This is a genomic window from Xanthomonas euvesicatoria pv. euvesicatoria (genome assembly GCF_020880415.1).
Lineage (GTDB): Bacteria > Pseudomonadota > Gammaproteobacteria > Xanthomonadales > Xanthomonadaceae > Xanthomonas > Xanthomonas euvesicatoria.
Window position 1 is genome coordinate 1 of record NZ_JAJIUJ010000023.1, and the last position, 20,554, is coordinate 20,554.

15 protein-coding genes and 2 pseudogenes are annotated in these 20,554 nt (G+C 65.2%); 10 read left to right on the plus strand and 7 right to left on the minus strand.

Going from position 1 to position 20,554, the window contains the following annotated elements; translation table 11 throughout:
* Positions 1 to 181 (plus strand): annotated as a pseudogene (locus tag LN450_RS03330) (transcriptional repressor); the annotation flags it as partial.
* Positions 182 to 494: 313 nt separating this feature from the next.
* On the opposite strand, the gene LN450_RS03335 reads toward LN450_RS03330, so the two are convergent.
* A complete protein-coding gene (locus LN450_RS03335; RefSeq protein WP_008576090.1) occupies positions 495 to 1,136 on the minus strand; it encodes a TetR/AcrR family transcriptional regulator in 642 nt (213 codons plus the stop codon).
* Between the two features lie 106 nt (positions 1,137 to 1,242).
* On the opposite strand from LN450_RS03335, the gene LN450_RS03340 reads away from it, so the two are divergent.
* The 5 genes and pseudogenes from LN450_RS03340 to LN450_RS23225 form a co-directional block, all read left to right on the plus strand.
* The gene (locus LN450_RS03340; RefSeq protein ID WP_011348059.1) at positions 1,243 to 2,463 is read left to right on the plus strand and encodes an efflux RND transporter periplasmic adaptor subunit; all 1,221 of its coding nucleotides are present in this window, start codon (positions 1,243 to 1,245) and stop codon (positions 2,461 to 2,463) included.
* 16 nt (positions 2,464 to 2,479) lie between these two features.
* Positions 2,480 to 5,623, plus strand: a complete 3,144-nt coding sequence (locus LN450_RS03345) for an efflux RND transporter permease subunit (protein ID WP_011348058.1) — start codon at positions 2,480 to 2,482, stop codon at positions 5,621 to 5,623.
* Position 5,624: 1 nt separating this feature from the next.
* Positions 5,625 to 7,130 carry an efflux transporter outer membrane subunit gene (locus tag LN450_RS03350; protein WP_011348057.1) on the plus strand — a complete coding sequence of 502 codons (1,506 nt, stop codon included), beginning with the start codon at positions 5,625 to 5,627 and terminating at the stop codon, positions 7,128 to 7,130.
* Positions 7,123 to 7,803, plus strand: a complete 681-nt coding sequence (locus LN450_RS03355; protein ID WP_011348056.1) for a TetR/AcrR family transcriptional regulator — start codon at positions 7,123 to 7,125, stop codon at positions 7,801 to 7,803. The genes LN450_RS03350 and LN450_RS03355 overlap by 8 nt, the downstream gene beginning before the upstream one ends.
* 4 nt (positions 7,804 to 7,807) lie before the next feature.
* Positions 7,808 to 7,918, plus strand: a pseudogene (locus tag LN450_RS23225) (aldo/keto reductase); the annotation flags it as partial.
* Between the two features lie 61 nt (positions 7,919 to 7,979).
* Here LN450_RS23225 and LN450_RS03360 read toward each other — a convergent pair.
* Complete coding sequence (locus LN450_RS03360) at positions 7,980 to 8,879, minus strand: LysR family transcriptional regulator (RefSeq protein WP_041855142.1); 900 nt, start codon at positions 8,877 to 8,879, stop codon at positions 7,980 to 7,982.
* A 201-nt stretch (positions 8,880 to 9,080) separates the two neighbouring features.
* Here LN450_RS03360 and LN450_RS03365 point away from each other — a divergent pair, with 201 nt between their 5' ends.
* Positions 9,081 to 9,551 (plus strand): (R)-mandelonitrile lyase, encoded by a 471-nt coding sequence (locus LN450_RS03365; RefSeq protein ID WP_011348054.1) that lies wholly within the window; start codon positions 9,081 to 9,083, stop codon positions 9,549 to 9,551.
* A gap of 108 nt (positions 9,552 to 9,659) precedes the next feature.
* On the opposite strand, the gene LN450_RS03370 is transcribed toward LN450_RS03365, so the two are convergent.
* Positions 9,660 to 10,568: an AraC family transcriptional regulator gene (locus LN450_RS03370; RefSeq protein WP_011348053.1), complete on the minus strand. Its 909-nt coding sequence runs from the start codon at positions 10,566 to 10,568 to the stop codon at positions 9,660 to 9,662.
* Between the two features lie 224 nt (positions 10,569 to 10,792).
* On the opposite strand from LN450_RS03370, the gene LN450_RS03375 reads away from it, so the two are divergent.
* Entirely contained in the window at positions 10,793 to 10,996 is a 204-nt protein-coding gene (locus LN450_RS03375; RefSeq protein WP_014090619.1) for a hypothetical protein, read from the plus strand.
* A 320-nt stretch (positions 10,997 to 11,316) separates the two neighbouring features.
* Here LN450_RS03375 and LN450_RS03380 read toward each other — a convergent pair whose 3' ends face one another.
* Positions 11,317 to 12,231, minus strand: a complete 915-nt coding sequence (locus tag LN450_RS03380) for a LysR family transcriptional regulator (RefSeq protein WP_008571887.1) — start codon at positions 12,229 to 12,231, stop codon at positions 11,317 to 11,319.
* 99 nt (positions 12,232 to 12,330) lie between these two features.
* Between LN450_RS03380 and LN450_RS03385 the strand changes: the two genes are divergently transcribed.
* Together LN450_RS03385 and LN450_RS03390 are read left to right on the plus strand one after the other, a co-directional pair.
* Entirely contained in the window at positions 12,331 to 13,548 is a 1,218-nt protein-coding gene (locus LN450_RS03385; protein ID WP_014090618.1) for an MFS transporter, read from the plus strand.
* Positions 13,549 to 13,704: 156 nt separating this feature from the next.
* Positions 13,705 to 14,736, plus strand: coding sequence for an aldo/keto reductase (locus LN450_RS03390; RefSeq protein WP_011348052.1), 1,032 nt, complete (start codon positions 13,705 to 13,707; stop codon positions 14,734 to 14,736).
* Between the two features lie 82 nt (positions 14,737 to 14,818).
* On the opposite strand, the gene LN450_RS03395 is transcribed toward LN450_RS03390, so the two are convergent.
* From LN450_RS03395 to LN450_RS03405, 3 genes are all read right to left on the minus strand, one after another.
* Positions 14,819 to 15,415: a hypothetical protein gene (locus tag LN450_RS03395; RefSeq protein ID WP_011348051.1), complete on the minus strand. Its 597-nt coding sequence runs from the start codon at positions 15,413 to 15,415 to the stop codon at positions 14,819 to 14,821.
* A 1-nt stretch (position 15,416) separates the two neighbouring features.
* The gene (locus LN450_RS03400; RefSeq protein WP_011348050.1) at positions 15,417 to 17,255 is read right to left on the minus strand and encodes a S8 family serine peptidase; all 1,839 of its coding nucleotides are present in this window, start codon (positions 17,253 to 17,255) and stop codon (positions 15,417 to 15,419) included.
* An 823-nt stretch (positions 17,256 to 18,078) separates the two neighbouring features.
* Positions 18,079 to 20,460 carry a TonB-dependent receptor gene (locus LN450_RS03405; RefSeq protein WP_011348048.1) on the minus strand — a complete coding sequence of 794 codons (2,382 nt, stop codon included), beginning with the start codon at positions 20,458 to 20,460 and terminating at the stop codon, positions 18,079 to 18,081.
* Positions 20,461 to 20,554 lie beyond the last annotated feature (94 nt).

The window sequence follows — 20,554 nt, forward strand, 5'->3', positions numbered from 1 at the left end:
CAACAGCGCCCAGCATTCGGTGCCGTTCCTGATCTGCGACCGCTGCCACAGCGCGGTGGAGCTGGAAGATCGCGACGTGGTGTCGCAACTGGAAGCCCGCGCCAAGGCGCTGGGTTTCCAGCCGCAGGCACAGACGCTGGAAGTGCATGGCCTGTGCGCGAAATGCGCAGTGGCGGAGTAACCAGCCGCTAGGTCGTGCCTCGACGCGGCCTGTTCCAAGGTGCTGGTTGCGCAATGCCCGGGCGGCAACATGCGTGCGATGGCAACGTGTTCAAGCGCAAGCGCAACACCGTTCAATCGCTGCAGCAGCATTCCTGTGCCGGCCGTACAGCGCAGCCTCGCTGCCCGGTTGCGTCATGCGGTGATGATGCTGCTGCGCTCAAGCCAGCGGCGCGGCAGGGCAGTTAGGCGCCTGAGTGGACTGCAGGCCTGGCGTCCGTATGCGCGCACTGCGCCTCGTGGCGCAGTGCAATGCAGTGAAGTCGCAAAGGGCGTCACGCCGCCTTGCCTGCCTTGCCGCCATACGCGGCCAGAAACGTCTGCACCGCACGTCGCGTCGCGTCGCGCAGAAACTCGGGCGTGGGGTCTTTGAGTGCGCCAAACAGGCAGGGCATCAAGGTTTCCGATTCCAGCAAGGCCGCGTACTGGTGGGCGGCAAGCAGGGTGTCTTGGCAATGGAGCAGGCCGCAATCCACCTGTGCCTGCAGGTATTCGGCGAAGCGCTGTATGCCTTCTTCCTGGCCGGCGCTGAAATACAGTGCGCCGACCGCCGATCTGCCGGATACCCCGATGATGGTCTGCCAGCTGGTGATGTTGGGCGGGGCGCACAGGAAGGTCAGCACATCCTCGCCGAAGCGCTGCAGAGCCTCATCGACCGGGCCGCTGCTTTGCGAAAGCGCATGCAGCAATGGGTCGAAATAGCGGTCGGACATGTCCTTGGCAACGGCCACGAACAGCTCTTCCTTTGACGGAAAGTAGCCATACAGCGTGCGCTTGGAGCCGCCTACGCGGGCGGCGATCTGCGACATCGACGCGCCCTCGAAGCCCAGCTCGAGGAAGACCTCGCTGGCTGCCTGGACGATGGCCTCGCGTTTTTCTTCGGTTCTGACCCGCATCAGGTTCTCCCAATAATTCATAAGTATACCGACTGGGCAGAAATGCTTGACGGCCACGCATGTGCTTATTAGGATACCGAACCGTACCGTTTAGATTCAATCATCACACCTCCTGCGGAGACTGCCCGTGCGTGCTCATGCCTCGTTTCGCCTGTCGTTGCTTGCTGTTGCTGTTGCCGTTGCCGCCACCGCCCTGCTCAGTGCCTGCGGCAGCCCACCGGGAGGTCCGCCGCCGCAGGAAGGCACTCCGGAAATGGGCGTGCTGACCGTCAAGCAGCAACCGGTGACGCTCACCACCGAATTACCGGGGCGCACTGTTCCGTACCTGATCTCCGAAATTCGTCCGCAGGTGGGCGGCATCATCCAGTCGCGCCAGTTCACCGAAGGCGGCGACGTCAAGGCTGGCCAGACCCTGTACCAGATCGATCCGGCCCAGTACCGCGCCAGCTATGCCAGCGCGCAGGCGTCCCTGGCCAAGGCCGAGGCGACCCTGCGCACCGCGCAGCTCAAGGCCGAGCGCTACAAGGAACTGGCGCAGATCAAGGCGATCAGCCAGCAGGAAGGCGACGACACCGATGCCGCGCTAGGCCAGGCCAAGGCCGACGTGGCAGCCGGCAAGGCGAGCGTGGAAACCGCGCGCATCAACCTGGCGTTTGCGCGGCTCGACGCACCCATCTCCGGACGCATCGGCCGCTCCAGCGTGACCCCGGGTGCCCTGGTGACCGCCAACCAGGCCACGGCGCTGACCACCATCCAGCAGCTGGACCCGATCTACATCGACGTCACCCAGCCCAGCAGTGCGGTGTTGCGCCTGCGGCAGGCGATGGCGCGCGGCGATCTGGAACAAGCCGGCGACGGTGCGGCCAAGGTGTCGCTGTTGCTGGAAGACGGCAGCACCTACCCGTTGCAGGGGCACCTGGCGTTCTCCGACGTGACCGTCGACCAGAACACCGGCTCGATCACCCTGCGCGCGGTCTTCCCCAACCCGAACGCCGAGCTGTTGCCAGGCATGTACGTGCGCGCGGTGCTGCAGGAAGGCGTCAAGGAGCAGGGCATGCTGGTGCCGCAACAGGCGGTCTCGCGCAACGGCGCGGGCAAACCCACGGCCTTTGTCGTCGCCGCCGACCACAAGCTGCAGTTGCGCGTGCTGGAAACCGATCGCGCGGTCGGCGACCAGTGGTTGGTGCGCAGCGGCCTGAAGCCCGGCGAGCAGGTGGTCGTCGAAGGCGCATCGCGCGCACGCGATGGCATCGTGGTCAAGACCGTGCCGTGGCAGCCCAAGGCCACACCCGCCGCCGGCAATGTTGCCGGTCCTGCCGCCCCGACCGCACCGCGTGCGGCCAACTAAGGCGGGATCACACGTCATGGCACGTTTCTTCATCGATCGTCCGATCTTCGCCTGGGTGTTGGCCATCATCGTGATGCTGGCCGGCATCCTGTCCATCGCCACCTTGCCGATCGCACAATACCCCAGCATCGCACCGCCGGCAGTCGCCATCGCCGCCAACTACCCGGGCGCCTCGGCGCAGACGCTGGAAGACACCGTCACCCAGGTCATCGAGCAGAAGATGAAGGGGCTGGACCACCTCAGCTACATGGCGTCCACCAGCGAATCCAGCGGGGCGGTGACCATCACCCTGACCTTCGAAAACGGCACCGATCCGGACACCGCGCAGGTGCAGGTGCAGAACAAGTTGTCGCTGGCCACGCCGTTGTTGCCGCAGGAAGTGCAGCAGCAGGGCGTGACAGTGACCAAGTCGGCTACCAACTTCCTCAACGTGCTGGCCTTTACGTCCGAAGACGGCAGCATGAGCGATTCGGACCTGTCCGATTACGTGGCTGCCAACGTGCAGGAAACCATCAGCCGCGTCGAAGGCGTGGGCGACACCACCTTGTTCGGTTCGCAGTACGCGATGCGGGTGTGGATGGACCCCAACAAGCTGAGCAATTTCAGCCTCACGCCCGTGGATGTGCGCAACGCGATCCAGGCGCAGAACGCGCAGATTTCCGCCGGCCAGTTGGGCGCGTTGCCGGCGGTGGCCAACCAGCAGCTCAACGCCACCATCACTGCACAGACCCGGCTGAAGACCGCCGAGCAATTCGAAAACATCCTGCTGCGCACGCAGTCCGATGGCTCGCAGGTGCGCTTGGGCGATGTGGCGCGCATCGAGCTGGGCAGCGAAAGCTACAACACGGTGGGCCGCTACAACGGCAAGCCGGCGGCCGGTCTGGCGATCAAGCTGGCGACCGGCGCCAATGCGCTGGACACGGTGCGCGCGATCGACAAGAGCCTGGAAGAGCAGGAAAAGTTCTTCCCGCCCGGCATGAAGGTGCAAAAGCCGTACGACACCACGCCGTTCGTGCGCATCTCCATCGAACAGGTGGTGCACACGCTGGTGGAAGCGGTGGTGCTGGTGTTCCTGGTGATGTACCTGTTCCTGCAGAACTTCCGCGCCACCCTGATCCCGACCATTGCGGTGCCGGTGGTGCTGCTGGGCACCTTCGGCGTGCTTGCGGCGTTCGGTTTCACCATCAATACCCTGACCATGTTCGCGATGGTGCTGGCGATCGGTTTGCTGGTGGACGATGCCATCGTGGTGGTGGAAAACGTCGAACGCGTGATGAGCGAGGAGCAGTTGTCGCCCAAGGACGCCACGCGGAAATCGATGGACCAGATTTCCGGCGCGTTGATCGGCGTGGCGCTGGTGCTGGCGGCGGTGTTCGTCCCGATGGCGTTTTTCAGCGGATCCACCGGTGTGATCTACCGGCAGTTCTCGATCACGATCGTCTCGGCGATGACCTTGTCGGTGCTCGTAGCGATGATCCTGACCCCGGCCTTGTGCGCCACCTTGCTCAAACCGGTGCACAAGGGACACGGCCTGGCGACCACCGGGTTCTTCGGTTGGTTCAACCGCCTGTTTGATCGCGGCAACACCGGCTACCAGGGCGTGGTACGGCACATGCTTGGCAAGGGCTGGCGCTACATGCTCGCCTACGCGGCGTTGCTGGCCTTGGTGGTGTTCGGGTTCATGAAATTGCCGGTGGGATTCCTGCCGGACGAAGACCAGGGCACCTTGTTCGTGCTGGTGCAGTTGCCGCCCGGTGCCACCAACGCGCGCACCAGCGAGGTGCTCAAGCAGGTGGAGCATCATTTCCTGGTCGACCAGAAGGAGTCTGTTGCCGGTGTCTTCGCCGTGACCGGTTTCAGTTTTGCCGGTAGCGGCCAGAACGTGGGCTTTGCCTTCGTCAAGTTGCGGCCGTGGGACGAGCGCACCGGCAAGGGCCAGAGCGTCACCGACGTGGCGGCCAGGGCCGGGGCATTTTTTGCCGGTATCCGCGATGCCAAGGTGTTTGCGTTCGCGCCGCCTGCGGTGTCGGAGTTGGGCAATGCCACCGGCTTCGATCTAATGCTGCAGGACCGCGCCAACCTGGGTCACGCAGCGCTGATGCAGGCGCGCAATCAATTGCTGGCCGAACTGTCGCAAGACAAGCGCCTGGTGGCGGTGCGCCCGAATGGCCAGGAAGACACGCCGGAGTTCAAGCTGGAAATCGACCCGCATAAAGCGCAGGCGATGGGCGTGTCGATCTCCGACATCAACGATACCTTTTCCAGCGCATGGGGCAGCACCTACGTCAACGACTTCATCGACAAGGGCCGGGTCAAGAAGGTGATGCTGCAGGCCGATGCGCCTTACCGCATGAACCCGCAGGACATCGACCATTGGTTCGTGCGCAACAGCGCCGGCACCATGGTGCCGTTCAACGCCTTCGCCACCGCGAGCTGGCAATCCGGCTCGCCGCGTCTGGAGCGCTACAACAGCGTGCCGTCGATGGAGATCCTGGGCATGGCGTTGCCGGGTGCGGCTTCCAGCGGCGAGGCGATGCAGATCGTCGAAGCCGCAGCCGCCAAGCTGCCTCCGGGCATCGGTTTCGAGTGGACCGGGTTGTCGCGGCAGGAAAAAGCCTCGTCCGGTCAGACCGGGCTGTTGTACAGCGTCTCGATCCTGATCGTGTTCCTGTGCCTGGCCGCGTTGTACGAAAGCTGGGCGATTCCGTTCTCGGTGATTCTGGTAGTACCGCTGGGCGTGTTCGGCACGCTGCTGGCAGCGATGCTGACCTGGAAAATGAACGATGTGTACTTCCAGGTGGGCTTGCTCACCACCATTGGCCTGGCATCGAAGAACGCGATCTTGATCGTGGAGTTCGCAAGGGAATTGCACGAGGGCGGCAAGAGCCTGGTGGCTGCGGCATTGGAAGCGGCGCGCATGCGCTTGCGGCCGATCCTCATGACCTCGCTGGCCTTCATCCTCGGCGTGGTGCCGCTGGTGTTGACCAGTGGCGCCGGCGCCGGCGCGCAGCACGCGCTGGGCACGGCCGTGATCGGCGGCATGCTCTCCGGCACGGTGCTGGCGATCTTCTTCGTGCCGCTGTTCTTCGTGCTGGTGTGCGGCCTGTTCCAGCGCCGTCCACAGCCTGCCTCGCCCGCACCGCAACCGACAGGACACTGACATGATCACGATTCGCACGACACTCTGCGCGCTTGGCGTGGCCAGCGTGCTGTCCGGTTGCACGCTGATGCCGCGCTACACACGGCCCGACGCACCGGTGCCAGCGCAATTTGCCGGCACCGACGTGTCGGCAGCCCCTCCGGCTGCCACTGCCGATACCGCCGGCACCGCCGACGCCGCGTACATTGCCGATATCGGCTGGCGCCAGGTCTTCACCGACCCGGCGCTGCAGCAGGTGATTGCGCTAGCCTTGGACAATAACCGCGACCTGCGCGTGGCCGCGCTCAATATCGAGGTGGCACGCGCGCAATATCGGGTGGACCGCGCCGCGCTGCTGCCCGCCATCGAGGGCACCGGCACCGCCAACAATGCGCGCACGCCCTCGGAGCTTGCCATTCCCGGCCAGCCGCAGGTGTTCCGCACCTTCAGCGCCAATATCGGCGTCAGTGCCTATGAGCTGGACCTGTTCGGCCGCGTGCGCAGCCTGAAGGAACAGGCGTTGCAGCAATTCCTGTCCACCGCCGAGGCACGCCGCAGTACGCATATCAGCCTGGTGGCAGAAGTGGCCACCGCCTATCTGACCTTGGCGGCCGACCAGCAGTTGCTGCAGCTGGCGCAATCCACCCTGGCCAGCCAGAGCGACAGTTATCGCCTGCAGCAGCGCAGCTTCGAACTGGGTGCGGCCTCGCAACTGACCTTGCGTCAGGCGCAGACCACGGTGGAAACCGCACGCGTGGATGTGGAGCGCTACATCGCGCAGGTGGCGCAGGATCGCAATGCCCTGGTGCTGCTGGTCGGCACGCAAGTGCCGGTGGAATTGCTGCCGCATGCACTGCCCGACAACGCGAGCGTGGAAGGCAATGTGTTGGCCAGCGTGCCGGCCGGCTTGCCGTCTCAGTTGCTGCAACGTCGCCCCGACATTCTGGAAGCCGAGCGCAACTTGCGTGCGGCCAACGCCAATATCGGTGCGGCGCGGGCAGCGTTCTTCCCCAGCATCAGCCTGACCGCATCGACCGGTTCGTCCAGCAGTAGCCTGTCCAGGCTATTCGATGCCGGGACGCGTGCCTGGAGCTTCGTGCCCACGCTGACCTTGCCGATCTTCAATGCCGGGCGCAATCGCGCCAATCTGGACATGGCCAAGGCCAACCGCGATATCGAGGTGGCGCGCTACGAAAAGTCGATCCAAAGCGCGTTCCGCGAGGTCTCCGACGCGTTGGCGCAGCGCGACACGCTGGGCAGGCAACTGCAGGCCCAGCAAGCGCTGGTGGATGCCACTGCCGATAGCTACCGATTGTCGCAGGCGCGTTTCGAACGCGGCATCGACAGCTATCTGCAGGCGCTGGATGCGCAGCGTTCGCTGTACAGCGCGCAGCAGACCTTGATCAACACCCAGCTGTCGCGCTTCACCAACCTGGTGACGTTCTACAAGGCCATGGGCGGGGGCTGGCTGCAAAGCGCAGCGCCCACTGCCGCCGCGGCCCCGGCAACGGAGCCGCCGCGTGGATGACGACGCACCGTCGGTTGCGCCCAGGCGTGCGCCGCACGACAAGCGTGGCGCCATCCTGGCGGCGGCACGCGTGCTGTTTCAGCAGCACGGCTTCGACAGGACCAGCATGGACACCATCGCCGAGCGCGCGATGGTGTCCAAGGCCACGGTATATGCGCATTTCGCGTCCAAGGAGGTGCTGTTCCGCACCACCCTGGAAGCGCTGGCGCAGGCCTCGCCCAATCGCTGGACGGCCTTGCTGGAGCTGCAGGGGCCGCTGGAGCAACGCCTGACTGCGGTAGCCGATGCAGTGCTGCGCGTGTCTGCCAGCAGCATGCGGGATGATGCCGCGTATGGCCTGGTACGCCCGCCACTGCTGCCTGGCCAGGTGCGCGAGGAAATGTGGACGCTGTGCTTCGAGCGCTACGACACCATGATGCGCACGCTATTGGCGCGCGAGGTGCAACGCGGCGCATTGGTGATCGACAACCTGCCCGATGCATCGGTGCATTTTTTCGGATTGATGACCGGGCGGCCGGCCACCGCTGCCGCGCGCGGCGATGCGCCAGAGGCGCAATCGGTGCAGCTGGATGCGTATGTCAGCGGCGCGGTGGCATTGTTCCTGCGGGCGTATCGTGCGAACCCGACGGCTCCGACAACGCAAGGCAGGCGCGAAGTACCGAGTGGTTTTTAGTGAGGGCTTGACCTTGAGCGACGAGGACCTTGCGCGTCTCCAGCAGGCGCTGGATGCGGTGGCGATTGTCGGTGCGCGTTACAGCCCGGAGCGGCAGAAACTGGTCGGCAAATAACGTCAGCGGTCATGCCTGCCGCACGCGTCATCGCGCCCTGGCAGGCTCTGTACGAGCGTGGTCAACGCACCAGATCGTGCCGCAATGCATCGATCACGACCTTTAGTGCGCTGGAGGATTGGCGGCGGCTGGGGTAGTAGGCGTAATAGCCTGCAAACGGCTCGCACCAGTCTTCCAGCACGCGGCGCAGCCGCCCGGCGGCCACGTGTTCCAGCACCATGGTTTCCGGCAGAAACGCGAGGCCGCCGCCTGCCAGTGCGGCGCGCAGGATGGCGCTGCTGCCATTGAAGGTCCATTGCCCGTCCACGCGCACTTTCACCTCGCGCCCGTCCTTATCGAAATCCCACGGCAGCAAACCGCCGTGGGTGGGCAGGCGTAAACCGATGCAGTTGTGCTGCGCCAGATCGGCCGGTACTGCCGGGATGGTGTGGTGCACGAAATACCCCGGCACTGCCACCACAGCCATGCGCTGCATCGGGCTGATCGGTACCGCGATCATGTCCTTGGCGACCTGATCGCCGAGCCGGATGCCGATGTCGTAGCGTTCGGCAACGATGTCGGACAGGCCGTAGTCGACGGTCAGTTCGACCTTGAGGTCCGGGTAGTCTGGCAGCACCTTCGACAATGCCGGCCAGATGTAGGCATCGGCGGCATGGCCGGCGGTGGTGATGCGGATGGTGCCGGCCGGCTTATCGCGGAAGTCGGTGAGCGCGGACAACTGCGCGTCGATCTCTTCCAGGCGCGGTGCCACGGTTTCGAACAGGCGAGACCCGGCTTCGGTCATCGCCACGCTGCGCGTGGTGCGGGTCAACAGGCGAATGCCCAGCCGCGTCTCCAGTGCGCGCACGGTGTGGCTGAGTGCCGACTGCGAGAGGCCCAGTTGCGCGGCGGCACGGGTGAAGCTGCCTTCGCGCGCTACCGTGACGAACACCTGCAGGTCATTGAGATTTTCCCGTGCCATTGCCACCAATGCCCGCGTCAGGCATGCCATTCATGCGGCTGCATCATGCGCGAATGTGCGTGATGGCTTCAATGCTGCAGCAGGCACTCCGCGGCGCCGCGGGATTGATGCGCCGTGTTTCTAGGAGCATGCGCGGTTAGCCGGTTAGTGGCCTCGGACAAGCGCGCTACAGTTCGAACACTCGAATCAAGGAGCACTGCAATGAATCTGTTCGCGACTGCAATGTCGTTGTCGATGATGGCCGCCGTGGTTCCTGATGAGGCCGCGAGACCGATCAGGGTGAGCAAGGCGGGTGGGGCGCCGTCGGCAGTGGGGTCGGCCGAGTATTTCACCAGCAAGGTGCGCATCGATGCACCGTTCCAGGCCGAAGCACCGGCACGCGTCGGCGGCGCCACCGTCACCTTCGAGCCGGGCGCGCGCACCGCATGGCATACCCATCCGCTGGGCCAGACGTTGATCGTGACCGCCGGCGCCGGGCGCGTGCAGGAGTGGGGCAAGCCGGCGCAGCAGATCCGCCCGGGCGATATCGTGTGGATTCCGCCCGGCGTCAAGCATTGGCACGGTGCCAATGCCAACGTGGCGATGACGCATATCGCCATTGCCGAATCGCAGGACGGCACGCCCGTCAGCTGGCTGGAGCAGGTGAGCGAGGCGCAATATGCGGCCGAGTAGACAGCGGTGATGCCGATGCTGGCGCGGTGATGATGCCGCCTCGGCGTGAGTGGACGCTGCGGCGGATTGCCGGGGCCGCTGCGCCGCCCGCGCTGCGCCCGGCAGACCTCACGCCGCTTCGGTGGCGTCCTGCGCGTTGGCACGCAGCCGTTGCGCATCGCGCGCGGGCGAGATGCCGAGGATGCGTGCGTAGTCGCGACTGAACTGCGATGCGCTCTCATAGCCAACCCGGAAGCCGGCGTCGGCAGCGGTCAGCGCCTCGGCGACCATCAGGCGGCGCGCTTCGTGCACGCGCAGCTGCGAGCGGTATTCCAGTGGCGTCATCGTGGTCACCGCCTTGAAATGCGCATGGAAGGTGGAGCGGCTCATCGCCGAGAGATCGGCGATCTGCTCGATGCTGAAGCGCTGCGCATAGTGCTCGCGCAACCACACGATGGCCCTGGAAATCTGGTTGAGCCGGCTGTCGGCGATGGCCATCTGGCGCACTGCCGCATTGGCCGGGTCGGCCATCAGGCGGTACAACAGTTCGCGCACGATCAGGGGAGCGAGCGCGGCAATTTCATGCGGTCGATCGAGCAGGCGCGCCAGCCGTAACGCTGCGTCCTGCAACTGCGGCGTGCTGCGATTGAGCAGCAGCCCGGCCGATGCCGCATCGCGCTGCGTGTCCACCAGTTCCGGATGATTGATCGCCAGCTCGCTGAGCACCGCGGTGTCCAGGTCCAGGCAGAAACACAGATACGGTTGCGCGCTGCTGGCTTGGATCACCGAGCCGACGATGGGCAGATCCACCGACGCCACCAGGTACATCTGCGGGTGATAGACATACGCCTGCGCGCCCAGCATTGCCTGCTTGCGGCCTTGCGCCACCAGACACAGCATGGGTGTATAGACAGTGGGCATGGCCACTGTCGGCGCTGCGCTACGCATGATCTGCAATCGGGCGATCTGCGTGGGATGCATGCCGTCGCCAGGCGCATGACGCAGCAAGATCGTGCTCAATTCGGTCAGCGAAGACATGCGAAAACCCGTCGACGATGCGATGCGGCCCGGCCGCGAGGGCACCGATCGTACAAGAGTGCAGGTGGTGTGGGCGGCAAGGTCCATCGCGCGGGCGGTGGGCTTGCGCCCGATGGACAGCGCGGCAGCAGTCGTGGCCGCCTGCGCGTGAACTGCGTCGGCCCTGATAGGGCGATCACAGGCCGGCCGTATCATGGCGAGGTCTCTCGCATTCACTTGCTGCCATGCCCGCAAAACGTTCCAGCTTTCCAACGCCGACCAGCCCGGCAGAGTGGAAGCGGCTCCAAGCCGCTGCCGCCACCGAATTGGCGCGGCGCACCGCACAGGCGCATCTGCAGATCCTGGGGCTGTTGCGGACGCATGGACATCTATTGAGCGATGCGCAGCGGCGTAGCCTGCACAAACGCCTGCTGCGCGGCGGGCGTTGATCTGCGGGAGCGATTGCCTCGGCGGTTGCGCACGCTGCCGGCCTCAGCTTGTGGTCGTGCACGGTCATGCCGATAGCACGATGCAGCAGCTCGCCAGTCACCTCATGCGACCGAAGGCTGCGCGTTCGGGCCGCCAGCCAGTCGCGCAGTCGGGGCGCGTGAGACGCAGCGACCATGCATCGATGCCGCCGTTTCCGATGGTGACTGGCATGCCGCAAACGGCGCCCTACACCTGCTCGCAGTCGCGGCAGGCGCGTTTCGCTGCAGCGCCTTCCGCACGGCAACCGCCGGTGCCGGCCGGTCCCATGCGCGCGGCGGCGTTATGTCGCCAGGTCCCAAGGCGGCTGCTCGCCCAGCCGCTCCAGCAGGAAATCCACGAACGCACGCACGCGCGGCGGTTGCAGCTGGCGCGCCGGCGTCACTGCGCTGATGTGCGAGGTGGGCGGGGGGTAGTCGCGCATCACTTCGACCAGGCGGCCGCTGCGCAATTCGTCGGCGATGTGCCAGTACGAATGCACCGCGATGCCCTGGCCGGCGACCACGGCGTCGCGCACCAGCTCGCCGAAGTTGCTTTCGAAGCGGCTCTGCATGCGCACGCGCACCAGCCCACCGTCGGGCGTTTGCAATGTCCACACGTCCTGGCGGCCGTCACGGCCCATCAGCAACACGCCGGCGTGCTGTGCAAGTTCGTCCGGCGTGCGCGGTGTGCCGTGACGCTGCAGATAGGCGGGCGAGGCCGCCAGGGTACGGCGGTTGTCGGCAATGCGCCGGGCCACCAGCCCGGAGTCTTCCAGCGGTCCGATCCGGATCGCCAGATCGAAGCCCTGTTTGACCAGGTCCACCAGGTCGTCGCTCAGGTGCGCGCTGATGCGCAGGCGCGGATGGCGGGCCTGGAATTCCGGCAGCAGCGGCGACACGTATTGCCGCCCGAATGAGGCGGACATGGTCATGCGCAGCACGCCACCCACGTCGTGCGCGCTTTCGCGCAGATCCTCGGCCAGCGCGTCCAGATCTTCCACCAGCACGCGGCCACGTTCGGCCAGCCGCTGCCCTTCGGCAGTGGGATGCAGGCGGCGCGTGGTCCGGTGCAGCAGGCGCACGCCCAATTCGCGTTCCAGGCGCTTGAGACGCTGGCTGGCCACCGCCACCGACAGATCCAGGCTACGCGCGCCTGCGGTGATCGAGCCCAGGTCGAGCACGCGCAAGAACAGGGCAATATCGCCAAGACGGTCCATGCGATTGTCAATGATTGCTTGAAAGTGAATCAGGATAGCAGGGCTTTCTGTAAGTAAACGCAGGGCGCAGGCTGTGCGCAGTCCTCCCTGGCCATGCCCATGTCCAATCTCACCTCTGCGCGTGCGTCGCGCTTTCCGCCGGCATTGCTGGCATTGACCATCGGTGCCTTCGGCATTGGCACGACCGAATTCGTGATCATGGGGCTGCTGCAGCAGGTGGCCGCCGATCTGGGCGTTTCGCTCAGCGCGGCAGGCCTGTTGATCAGCGGTTATGCGCTGGGCGTGTTCGTCGGTGCGCCGGTGCTGACCCTGGCCAGCGCACGCCTGCCGCGCAAGGCGGTGCTGATCGGGCTGATGCTGATCTTCACCGTCGGCAACGTGGCCTGCGCGCTGGCGCCGGACTACACCAGCCTGATGCTCGCGCGGGTGCTGACGTCGCTGGCCCACGGCACGTTTTTCGGCGTCGGCGCCGTGGTGGCGACGTCGCTGGTGCCGGCCGAACGCCGTGCATCGGCCATCTCGCTGATGTTCGCCGGGCTGACCGTGGCCACCTTGCTCGGGGTGCCGGCCGGTGCTTGGCTGGGCCTGCAACTGGGCTGGCGCGCGACCTTCTGGGCGGTGGCAGCGATCGGCGTGCTGGCCACTGCCGCGGTCGCGGTGTGGGTACCGGCCACGGCAGGTGCTGCCACGCCGGTGTCGTGGCGGCAGGAAGTGGCGGTGTTGCAGCGGGGGCAGGTGCTGCTGGCGCTGGCGATCACGGTGGTGGGCTACGCCGGCGTGTTCGCGGTGTTCACCTACATCCAGCCGCTGCTGCTGCAGGTCACCGGCCTTGCGCAATCGGCAGTGTCGCCGGTGCTGCTGGTGTTCGGCGTGGGCATGATCGTCGGCAATCTGCTCGGTGGCCGGCTGGCAGATCGTCGCCCCACCGCGGCCCTGCTGGGTAGCCTGGCCGCCCTGGTGGTGGTGCTCGGCGCGCTGGGGTGTGTCCTGCACAGCAAGGCCGCCATGGTGGCCTTTGTCGGGCTATTGGGCGTGGCCGCCTTTGCCACCGTGGCGCCACTGCAGTTGCGCGTGCTGGAACACGCGCGTGGCGCCGGCCAGAACCTGGCCTCCAGCCTCAACATCGCCGCCTTCAACCTGGGCAATGCGCTGGGCGCATGGCTGGGTGGCGTGGTGATCGCCACGCAGGCGGGCCTGGCCGCAACGCCCTGGGTGGCCGCGCTGTTGAGTGCCATCGGGCTGGGCATGGCGCTATGGAGCGTGCAGTTGCAACGCCGCCGCGCGACTGCGCCACTGGCCTGTACGCAGATGGGGTGAGGTGATCGCGCGCTGGTCATTCGCCGGGTTGGCGCAGTGCGCCTCAGGCGGCATTCGAGGCGCATAAACACTGGTTTCGCGCCCAGCATTCCACAAGCGCGAGCGGCCAGCGGTCACCCAACGCATCTCTCATTCAACGTTACCAAGGAATTCTCAATGGAAACCCGTCTACTGGGCCGTTCCGGTTTCAAGGTGCCCGTGCTTGGCCTGGGGGCCGGCACGTTCGGCGGCAAGGGGCCGCTGTTTTCTGCATGGGGCGATACCGATGTGGCGCAGGCGCGGCGCATGATCGATGTGTGCCTGGATGCAGGGCTCAACCTGTTCGATACCGCCGATGTGTACTCCGATGGCGCATCCGAAGACATCCTTGGCCAGGCCCTGCAGGGCCGCCGCGATCAGGTGATTCTCTCGACCAAGACCGGCCTGCGCCTGGGCGATGGCCCCAACGATGCCGGCGCCTCGCGTTTCCGTTTGCTGCGTGCGGTGGAGGCCTCCTTGCGGCGTTTGCGCACCGACTACATCGATCTGCTGCAGCTGCACGCCTTCGATGCGATGACGCCGATGGAAGAGACCCTGTCCACGCTGGATGGCTTGGTGCGCGCGGGAAAGGTGCGCTATCTGGGCGCGTCCAATTATTCCGGGTGGCAGCTGATGAAGTCGCAGGCGGTCGCCGATGCGCACGGCTGGAGCCGCTTTGTCGCCAACCAGACGTATTACTCGCTGGCCGGGCGCGACTACGAATGGGAGCTGATGCCGCTGGGTATCGACCAAGGTATCAGTGCGGTGGTGTGGAGCCCGCTCGGTTGGGGGCGGCTGACCGGCAAGCTGCGGCGTGGGCAGCCATTGCCACAACACAGCCGTCTGCACGCCACCGCCGCGGCCGGCCCGGCGATCGACGATACGCGCTTGTTCGACATCGTCGATGCGCTCGACGTCATCGCCGCAGAGACCGGCCGCAGCGTGCCGCAGATCGCCATCAACTGGCTGCTGCAGCGGCCGACCGTGAGCACGGTGCTGATTGGCGCACGCAGCGAGGCGCAGCTGCGCGAAAACCTCGGTGCGGTGGGGTGGTCGTTGACCGAGGACCAGCGTGCCCGCCTGGATCAGGCCAGCGCGGTGGAGCCGCCGTACCCGTACTACCCCTATTGGCGCGGGCAGTTCGCAGAGCGCAGCCCGCTGCCGCTGTAAGGCGGGCTGCGCCGACGCGCCACGCTGCAACACACTGCAGCAGCGTGGCACGCGTGACTGCCGCGGTTCCCGCGCAGTGGCGTCACAACGGCCGTGCCGCCGGAACGATCACTTCCGGCTTGATCGCGCCCACGCCGTTGCTGCCTTGCAGCTGGCGGCAATTGTCCAATGCGGTCATCGCCGAGGCATAGCCGATCATCGCGCTGCCGTCGGTGGCGGAAGCATAGATCAGCCTGCCGCCCGTACGCCTGGCCAGTGCGCGCGCGATGGCTGGCGTGGTCTCGAACAATTTGATCGAAGCGCCGAGCAATGCCGGCTGGCCGCTCCGCATTTCCAGCGCGGCAACGACGGTCGCCGGTGGTTCGCTGCGCGCGGTGCGCGCGACCGCGTCCGCCGCGCCGCTGGTGTCCAGGTAGATCGCGTAGCGATCGACGCGGGCAACCGGTGCGTTCGCGCTAGCCTGTGTGTTTGCTAGCGTTTGCGTGGCGGCCGTACCGCGCGTGGTGTCGGCCAGCTGTACCACTGCTGCTGGAATCAGCCGGAAACTGGCACGGTCCACCACCACGGTTTGCCCGGTTGCGGCAGCCCGCAGGCGGGGGCGATCGAATACCTGTGCCGAGGCGGGTGCAGACATGCTGGCGGCAACGACGCACAGCAATGTGATCAGAGAAGTTTTCATGTCAGTGGCCCACCACGCGCATTTCGAATTGCTGCAGTTGTTCCTTGCCGTTGTCGGCGAGCATGTCGTCCACCTCCAATGTCCAGCGGCCGGCGGCCGCCTCATCCAGGAAGGCATTGCTGGAGGTCAGGAAGACCACGAAGCCATCGCCCGGATCGAGCGTGGAAAACGGCGTCATCACGGTGCTGCGGGTGCCGCTGGGCGAGACCAGCACGGCGCGCAGTTGACGAGGATTCTTGTGCGTCCCCGCGAAGTACAGCTGTACGCCTTCCACCTTGAAGGACTGCTTGATGTCGATCGCCAATCGCGCTGGCGAACCGATGCCGCCGATGGTGCTGCTCTTACCGTCATAGACGGTCCACTCGGTGTCTTGCATTGCAGGCAGCGGAGTGAAATGCATCGCACGCTCCACCGCCGCGGCTGCATCCACCAAGCCGAAGCCATACCAGTTGCTGAAACGGTGGCCGGCCGCGTTGGTGATCCAGGCGGGCTCGATCACGGCGTCCTTGTAGAACGCCTTGGCCTGATGGGGATCGACCTGCACCGCCGTCGTCGCCAGGATGTATTTGACATCGCGCAGCGTCAGTTGCGGGTTGGCGCCCAGCATCAGCGCTGCGACGCCTGCAACCGTCGGTGTGGCGGCAGAGGTGCCGTTCATGCGTGCGCTGTAGTTGCACGAGGCATCGATCTTTGAGTGGCTGGTATCCAGCGCGTTCTGCGGCGCACGCGTGCGATCGCGGTTATTGCCTGCCGCGCATCCGCTCAGATCGGTCGTCACGATCGCCGGTGAGAAGAATGGCTGCGGTCCCTGCGCAGCGAGCAGTGTATAGAACGGACTGTAAGTCTCAGGATGCGGGTCGAAGCGACGCTGGAACCCAAATTCGCCGGAGAGACCGGACACCCACACTGCGGATCCGGGCGATGAATAACTCGCACGCACACCGTCGGCGTTGACCGCACCGACCACAATCATGGTGGTCAGGCTGTTGAGGTTGTCGATATTGGCGCTACTGCAGGCGACGCCAAGCTGCCGGGTCTGGTCGCTGCAGCGATCAATCAGCTTGCCCTGTGCATCCACATCAAGCAGCGTATTGAAATCATTGCCGGCTGCCTTGACGTAGATGCCGCCCTTGCCGCCACGCTGGGCACGCATCATTTTTTCCAGAGAGCGCTGCTCGTCGAGATCGCTGAATGGATAGACCGCTGTCGAGATGCCGAAGCTGTTGTTGAACACGTCCATCGCACGGGCTTCCGGGCCATCACCCCAGGAGTAACGGATATCGACGTACTGCTTGCTGCCATCGACTATGGAAAGTGCATTGAAGCCAGCCACACTCGCCTCCGGCGCAACACCACGTCCACCCAGACCGTTCCATCCGCGTGCCGCGATGATGCCGGCGACCGCGGTGCCGTGGTCATTGTCGATTTCATCCGCAGGCGGCGTCGGATCGTTGGAACCATTCAAGAAGTTATGCGAGCCGCCGGCAACGATGTTGTCGACGAGATCCTCATGCGCAATCTCAAGCCCGCCATCGATGACCGCCACCTTGACTCCGGCTCCGCGAATGCCCAGGGCATGCAGGATGTCGACATCCATGTCCACGCCGGCGACCGGACGGCTGTCGCCGATCACGGCCTGCCCCTGATTGGAGATATGCCACTGGTACCGCAGCAATGGGTCGTTGCCAGTGGCTTTCGCTGTGGCGCGATTGCTGGCGCTGGTAGTGGCCGGGGTGGCGGCCGCCGTTGCCTGGGTGGCAGCAAGTACCGACAGCGGCGTACTGCCGCTCAGGAGGACAACGATCAACAGCGCGAGAGGTCGCCTGCGAAGAGAGTTCATTCCGTTTGATTCCAGTCAAATGGGGGGCGCCGTCGAGTGACACACTCCTCCGTCAGGCCAACCGCGCGATCGGCCTTTGCAACTGCTCCACTCCACGAAGCTCGCGCCTGTGAAGCCGGTGTTGGTGGAGCCGGAAAGAGGAATGCGAGTGAAGGACCCAACAGGTGCCAGCCGGGTCCGGAAAGCCCGTCAGGCAGTGCGATCCGAAAGCCGAGCTGCACCGCAGGCAGTCAGATGCCGCGTGTCGATGCCCGGGGTGTGCGACATCGATGCAAAGGAGGCTGCAACAAGAGCCATGTGCGTTTATCCCAGTTGAGTTACCAAGCGCATGTCTGCCGATGGACGCTGCGGTCAGGTCCGGCGTCGGCTTCCCTGTGCGTGTCGACGCAGCCGATGTTGTCGATGCGTGTGCATCAAGAACGCCTGGATTACAAATGGGGGCAGCATTGTCTGCAAGGCATGCCAGCGACGACATCTTCGTGACACATCGCGCAATTTACGGCTGGCGTGTCGGGTGATGCGTTGCATGCGAAGTTCTGCCGACGAAAATTGCAGAAAAATTTGGCAGTGGCAGTCACTTCGATCGAAATAAGTGATCACGATGCGTCGTCGTGCTTCGCATGCGGCGCTGTTCGGCTCCGTCCTGTCATCACCGTGTTACACGGTCTGCCGCGCATGGGAAAACGCATGCGGCCCGCAGCGTCTGGCAACGTCGGCCATGGCCCGGGCATGCCAGTGCCACCAGGCTGCGCATCGAGACATGCGGTAGCGAGGTGCCGCGCAGCAGTCTGCGCTGCTGCGCGGCTCAGCGTGTGGCGGCGAACTACCAGCGGTACGCCACCGACATCTGGTACTGCCGCCCGGCGATGGGGCGGCCCATGAAGACACCACCGGTGGCTGCGCCAGGCACGCGCACGTTGCCTTCGGTCAGGCCCAGCATGTCGGTGACGTTGCTGCCGCTGGCCGTCACTTCCCAATGTTCGCCCACATGCAGGTTGGCGCCGATATCCAGCATGTCGTACGAAGGCAGGCGCTGGCTGTTGGCCAGGTCCGCAAAGCGCTCGCCGATGTACGAATAGGTAGCAAACACCTTGAGGTCGCCGAACGGCAGCATCCAGTAATAGCTGGGCGTGATGCGGAACTGGCGCTTGGGTTGGCGCATCACCTGGTTGCCGGTGAACTCGCGATAATTGCGGTACTTGGCGTCCAGCCACACCCCGGTGCCAGCCAGCTCGAACCCGCCGAACGGCCGGATCGCACCCTCCACCTCCAGGCCACGTGCGCGCGAATCGCCCACGGCGGTGAAGTTCTCGCCATTGGCCAAAAATGCCTGGAACGGCGAGTTCTTGAAGGTGTTGTAGAACGCGGTGAGATACAGGTCGTAGACGCTTGTGCCGGACTTCAAACCCAGCTCGTATTGATCCACGTCCTGCACGCGGGTCTGTCCATCGCGCAGGTTGTCGAAGCCGGGAAACTTCACCCCGGAGTTGACCCGCGCAAACAGGCTGTTGTGCTGGTCCAGCGTGAAGTTCAGACCGGCTGTCCATGACAGCGCTTCATCGTTCTGATCGATGCGCCGGGTGGTCGCCAGCGCCAGCGAGGTGGCGTTGTCGTGCAACGTGGCCGGGTTGCCATCCAGATCCACGGTCGTAGTGTCGTGCACATCGCCGGTGACGCTCTGGCGCTCGTAGCGTGCGCCCAGGTCCAGGCGCAGGCGTTCGCTCAGCTCCCACTCGTCGGCAACGAAGGCGGCGATGTTTTCGCCGTCGTACTTGGCGCGCAGGTTCAAGAACGCGGTACTGGTGAACCCCTGGCGCGTGGCCTGGCGGCCATCGTCCAACGCCACATCGATGCGGCGCGCGTTGTTTTGCGCGGTGAGCAACATGGTATTGCCCAGGTACCAGGTGTCGGCAGAGGAATACTTGGCGTAATACGCGCCCACCGTCAGCGTGTTGCCGGCAAACAGCTCGCGGCTCAGACGCAGGTCGTTGGTAAAGGAATTCAGGCGTTTGTCCACCGACCACCATCCGGCTTCGAGCACCTGCTGATTCGCATCCACCACGCCGCCCCCATTGGTGTAGCTGGCGCTACCACTGCTGCCGTAGCTGGCGATGAAATCGCCCAGGCGTTGTGGCGCATCGCCGGTAAACAGCGCGTAGGTCGGTGCGCTGCCGCTGATCACATTGAAGCGGTCTGCAACGGTCCAGCCGCCGCTCTCCCAGTTCCATTCGCCGCCGAACACGTCGATGTTGACGCCGCGCCCGTCGGCCAGGTCGCGCCGCAGCGTCTGGCCATCGGGTCCGACCAACAGATCCACATTGCGGAAATCGCGGCCGAGCAGGGTGCCGGTCTGCGCGTTCAAGCCGGGGAAACTGGAAAGATCGTTGCCGTTGTTGCGCGAGAGCAACGGGATCGCGGTGTAGAACGCGTTGTTATCGTCGGTGTGGCGCGCGTAGAACGACAGCTCGCCGTTGTCCCAGCGCTTGCTCAAGGTGGCGCTGAACTGGCCGCCCTTGTCGGCGGAGAACTGCGGGTCGCGCACGCCGTCGGTTTCGCGAAAAAAACCGCCTACGCTGTAGTACCAGCCATTACCCATCGGTCCGCTGTTGAACACATCGATGCGGCGCAAGGCGTTGTTGCCGCCGGTCAGGCGCACGCTGCCTTCGGGTTCGTCCTGGCCTTTTTTCTGGATGAAATTGACGGTCAATCCGGGCTGGCCGTTGGAGAAGATCGGGCTGGAGCCGCCGCGCAGCACTTCCATGCGTTCGACGGTGTCATCGACACGGAACAGCGTGGAATTCTCCAGGAACGACAGGGTCGGCGGCGGAAACAGCGGCGAACCATCCAGTTGCATGGTCACGAACGGCGCATCGCCTTCCGATGGCATGCCGCGCACGAAGATGTTGGCGCCGGTGCCGCCGCCGCTGGGCTCGGCCCACACGCCGGGCACGATCTTGAGCAGGTCGGCGGTGCTTTGCGGCACCGCCTGCTGGATCTGCTCCGGGCTGGCCGTGGTGATCGAAAAACTGGCGTCGCGCTTGGCCAGGCCCTTGAAGCGCGCGGTGCCGCTGACGATGACCGCATCCAGCGTCGTGGCCTCCTGATTGCCTGATGCAGGCGTGGCGGTCTGCGTGCGGCCATCCGGTGCCAGCAGCGCGGCAGCGACGGCAAGCGAAAGGGTGTAGCGGGGCGATGAAAAACGCATGCGCAAGGCTCCTTGTCTTAAAGTGCAAGAACGCTGCCGAGCCACGCCGCGTGTGCAGGCATCGGCAGCCAGTGCACGCGCGCGCCCGCGCTAT

Coding starts and splice junctions, on each gene's coding strand:
- LN450_RS03365 (WP_011348054.1), top strand. CDS start 9,081: ATGAATCTGTTCGCGACTGCAATGTCGTTGTCGATGATGGCCGCCGTG.
- LN450_RS03350 (WP_011348057.1), top strand. CDS start 5,625: ATGATCACGATTCGCACGACACTCTGCGCGCTTGGCGTGGCCAGCGTG.
- LN450_RS03335 (WP_008576090.1), bottom strand. CDS start 1,136: ATGAATTATTGGGAGAACCTGATGCGGGTCAGAACCGAAGAAAAACGC.
- LN450_RS03370 (WP_011348053.1), bottom strand. CDS start 10,568: ATGTCTTCGCTGACCGAATTGAGCACGATCTTGCTGCGTCATGCGCCT.
- LN450_RS03405 (WP_011348048.1), bottom strand. CDS start 20,460: ATGCGTTTTTCATCGCCCCGCTACACCCTTTCGCTTGCCGTCGCTGCC.
- LN450_RS03385 (WP_014090618.1), top strand. CDS start 12,331: ATGTCCAATCTCACCTCTGCGCGTGCGTCGCGCTTTCCGCCGGCATTG.
- LN450_RS03395 (WP_011348051.1), bottom strand. CDS start 15,415: ATGAAAACTTCTCTGATCACATTGCTGTGCGTCGTTGCCGCCAGCATG.
- LN450_RS03400 (WP_011348050.1), bottom strand. CDS start 17,255: ATGAACTCTCTTCGCAGGCGACCTCTCGCGCTGTTGATCGTTGTCCTC.
- LN450_RS03390 (WP_011348052.1), top strand. CDS start 13,705: ATGGAAACCCGTCTACTGGGCCGTTCCGGTTTCAAGGTGCCCGTGCTT.
- LN450_RS03345 (WP_011348058.1), top strand. CDS start 2,480: ATGGCACGTTTCTTCATCGATCGTCCGATCTTCGCCTGGGTGTTGGCC.
- LN450_RS03375 (WP_014090619.1), top strand. CDS start 10,793: ATGCCCGCAAAACGTTCCAGCTTTCCAACGCCGACCAGCCCGGCAGAG.
- LN450_RS03360 (WP_041855142.1), bottom strand. CDS start 8,879: ATGGCACGGGAAAATCTCAATGACCTGCAGGTGTTCGTCACGGTAGCG.
- LN450_RS03380 (WP_008571887.1), bottom strand. CDS start 12,231: ATGGACCGTCTTGGCGATATTGCCCTGTTCTTGCGCGTGCTCGACCTG.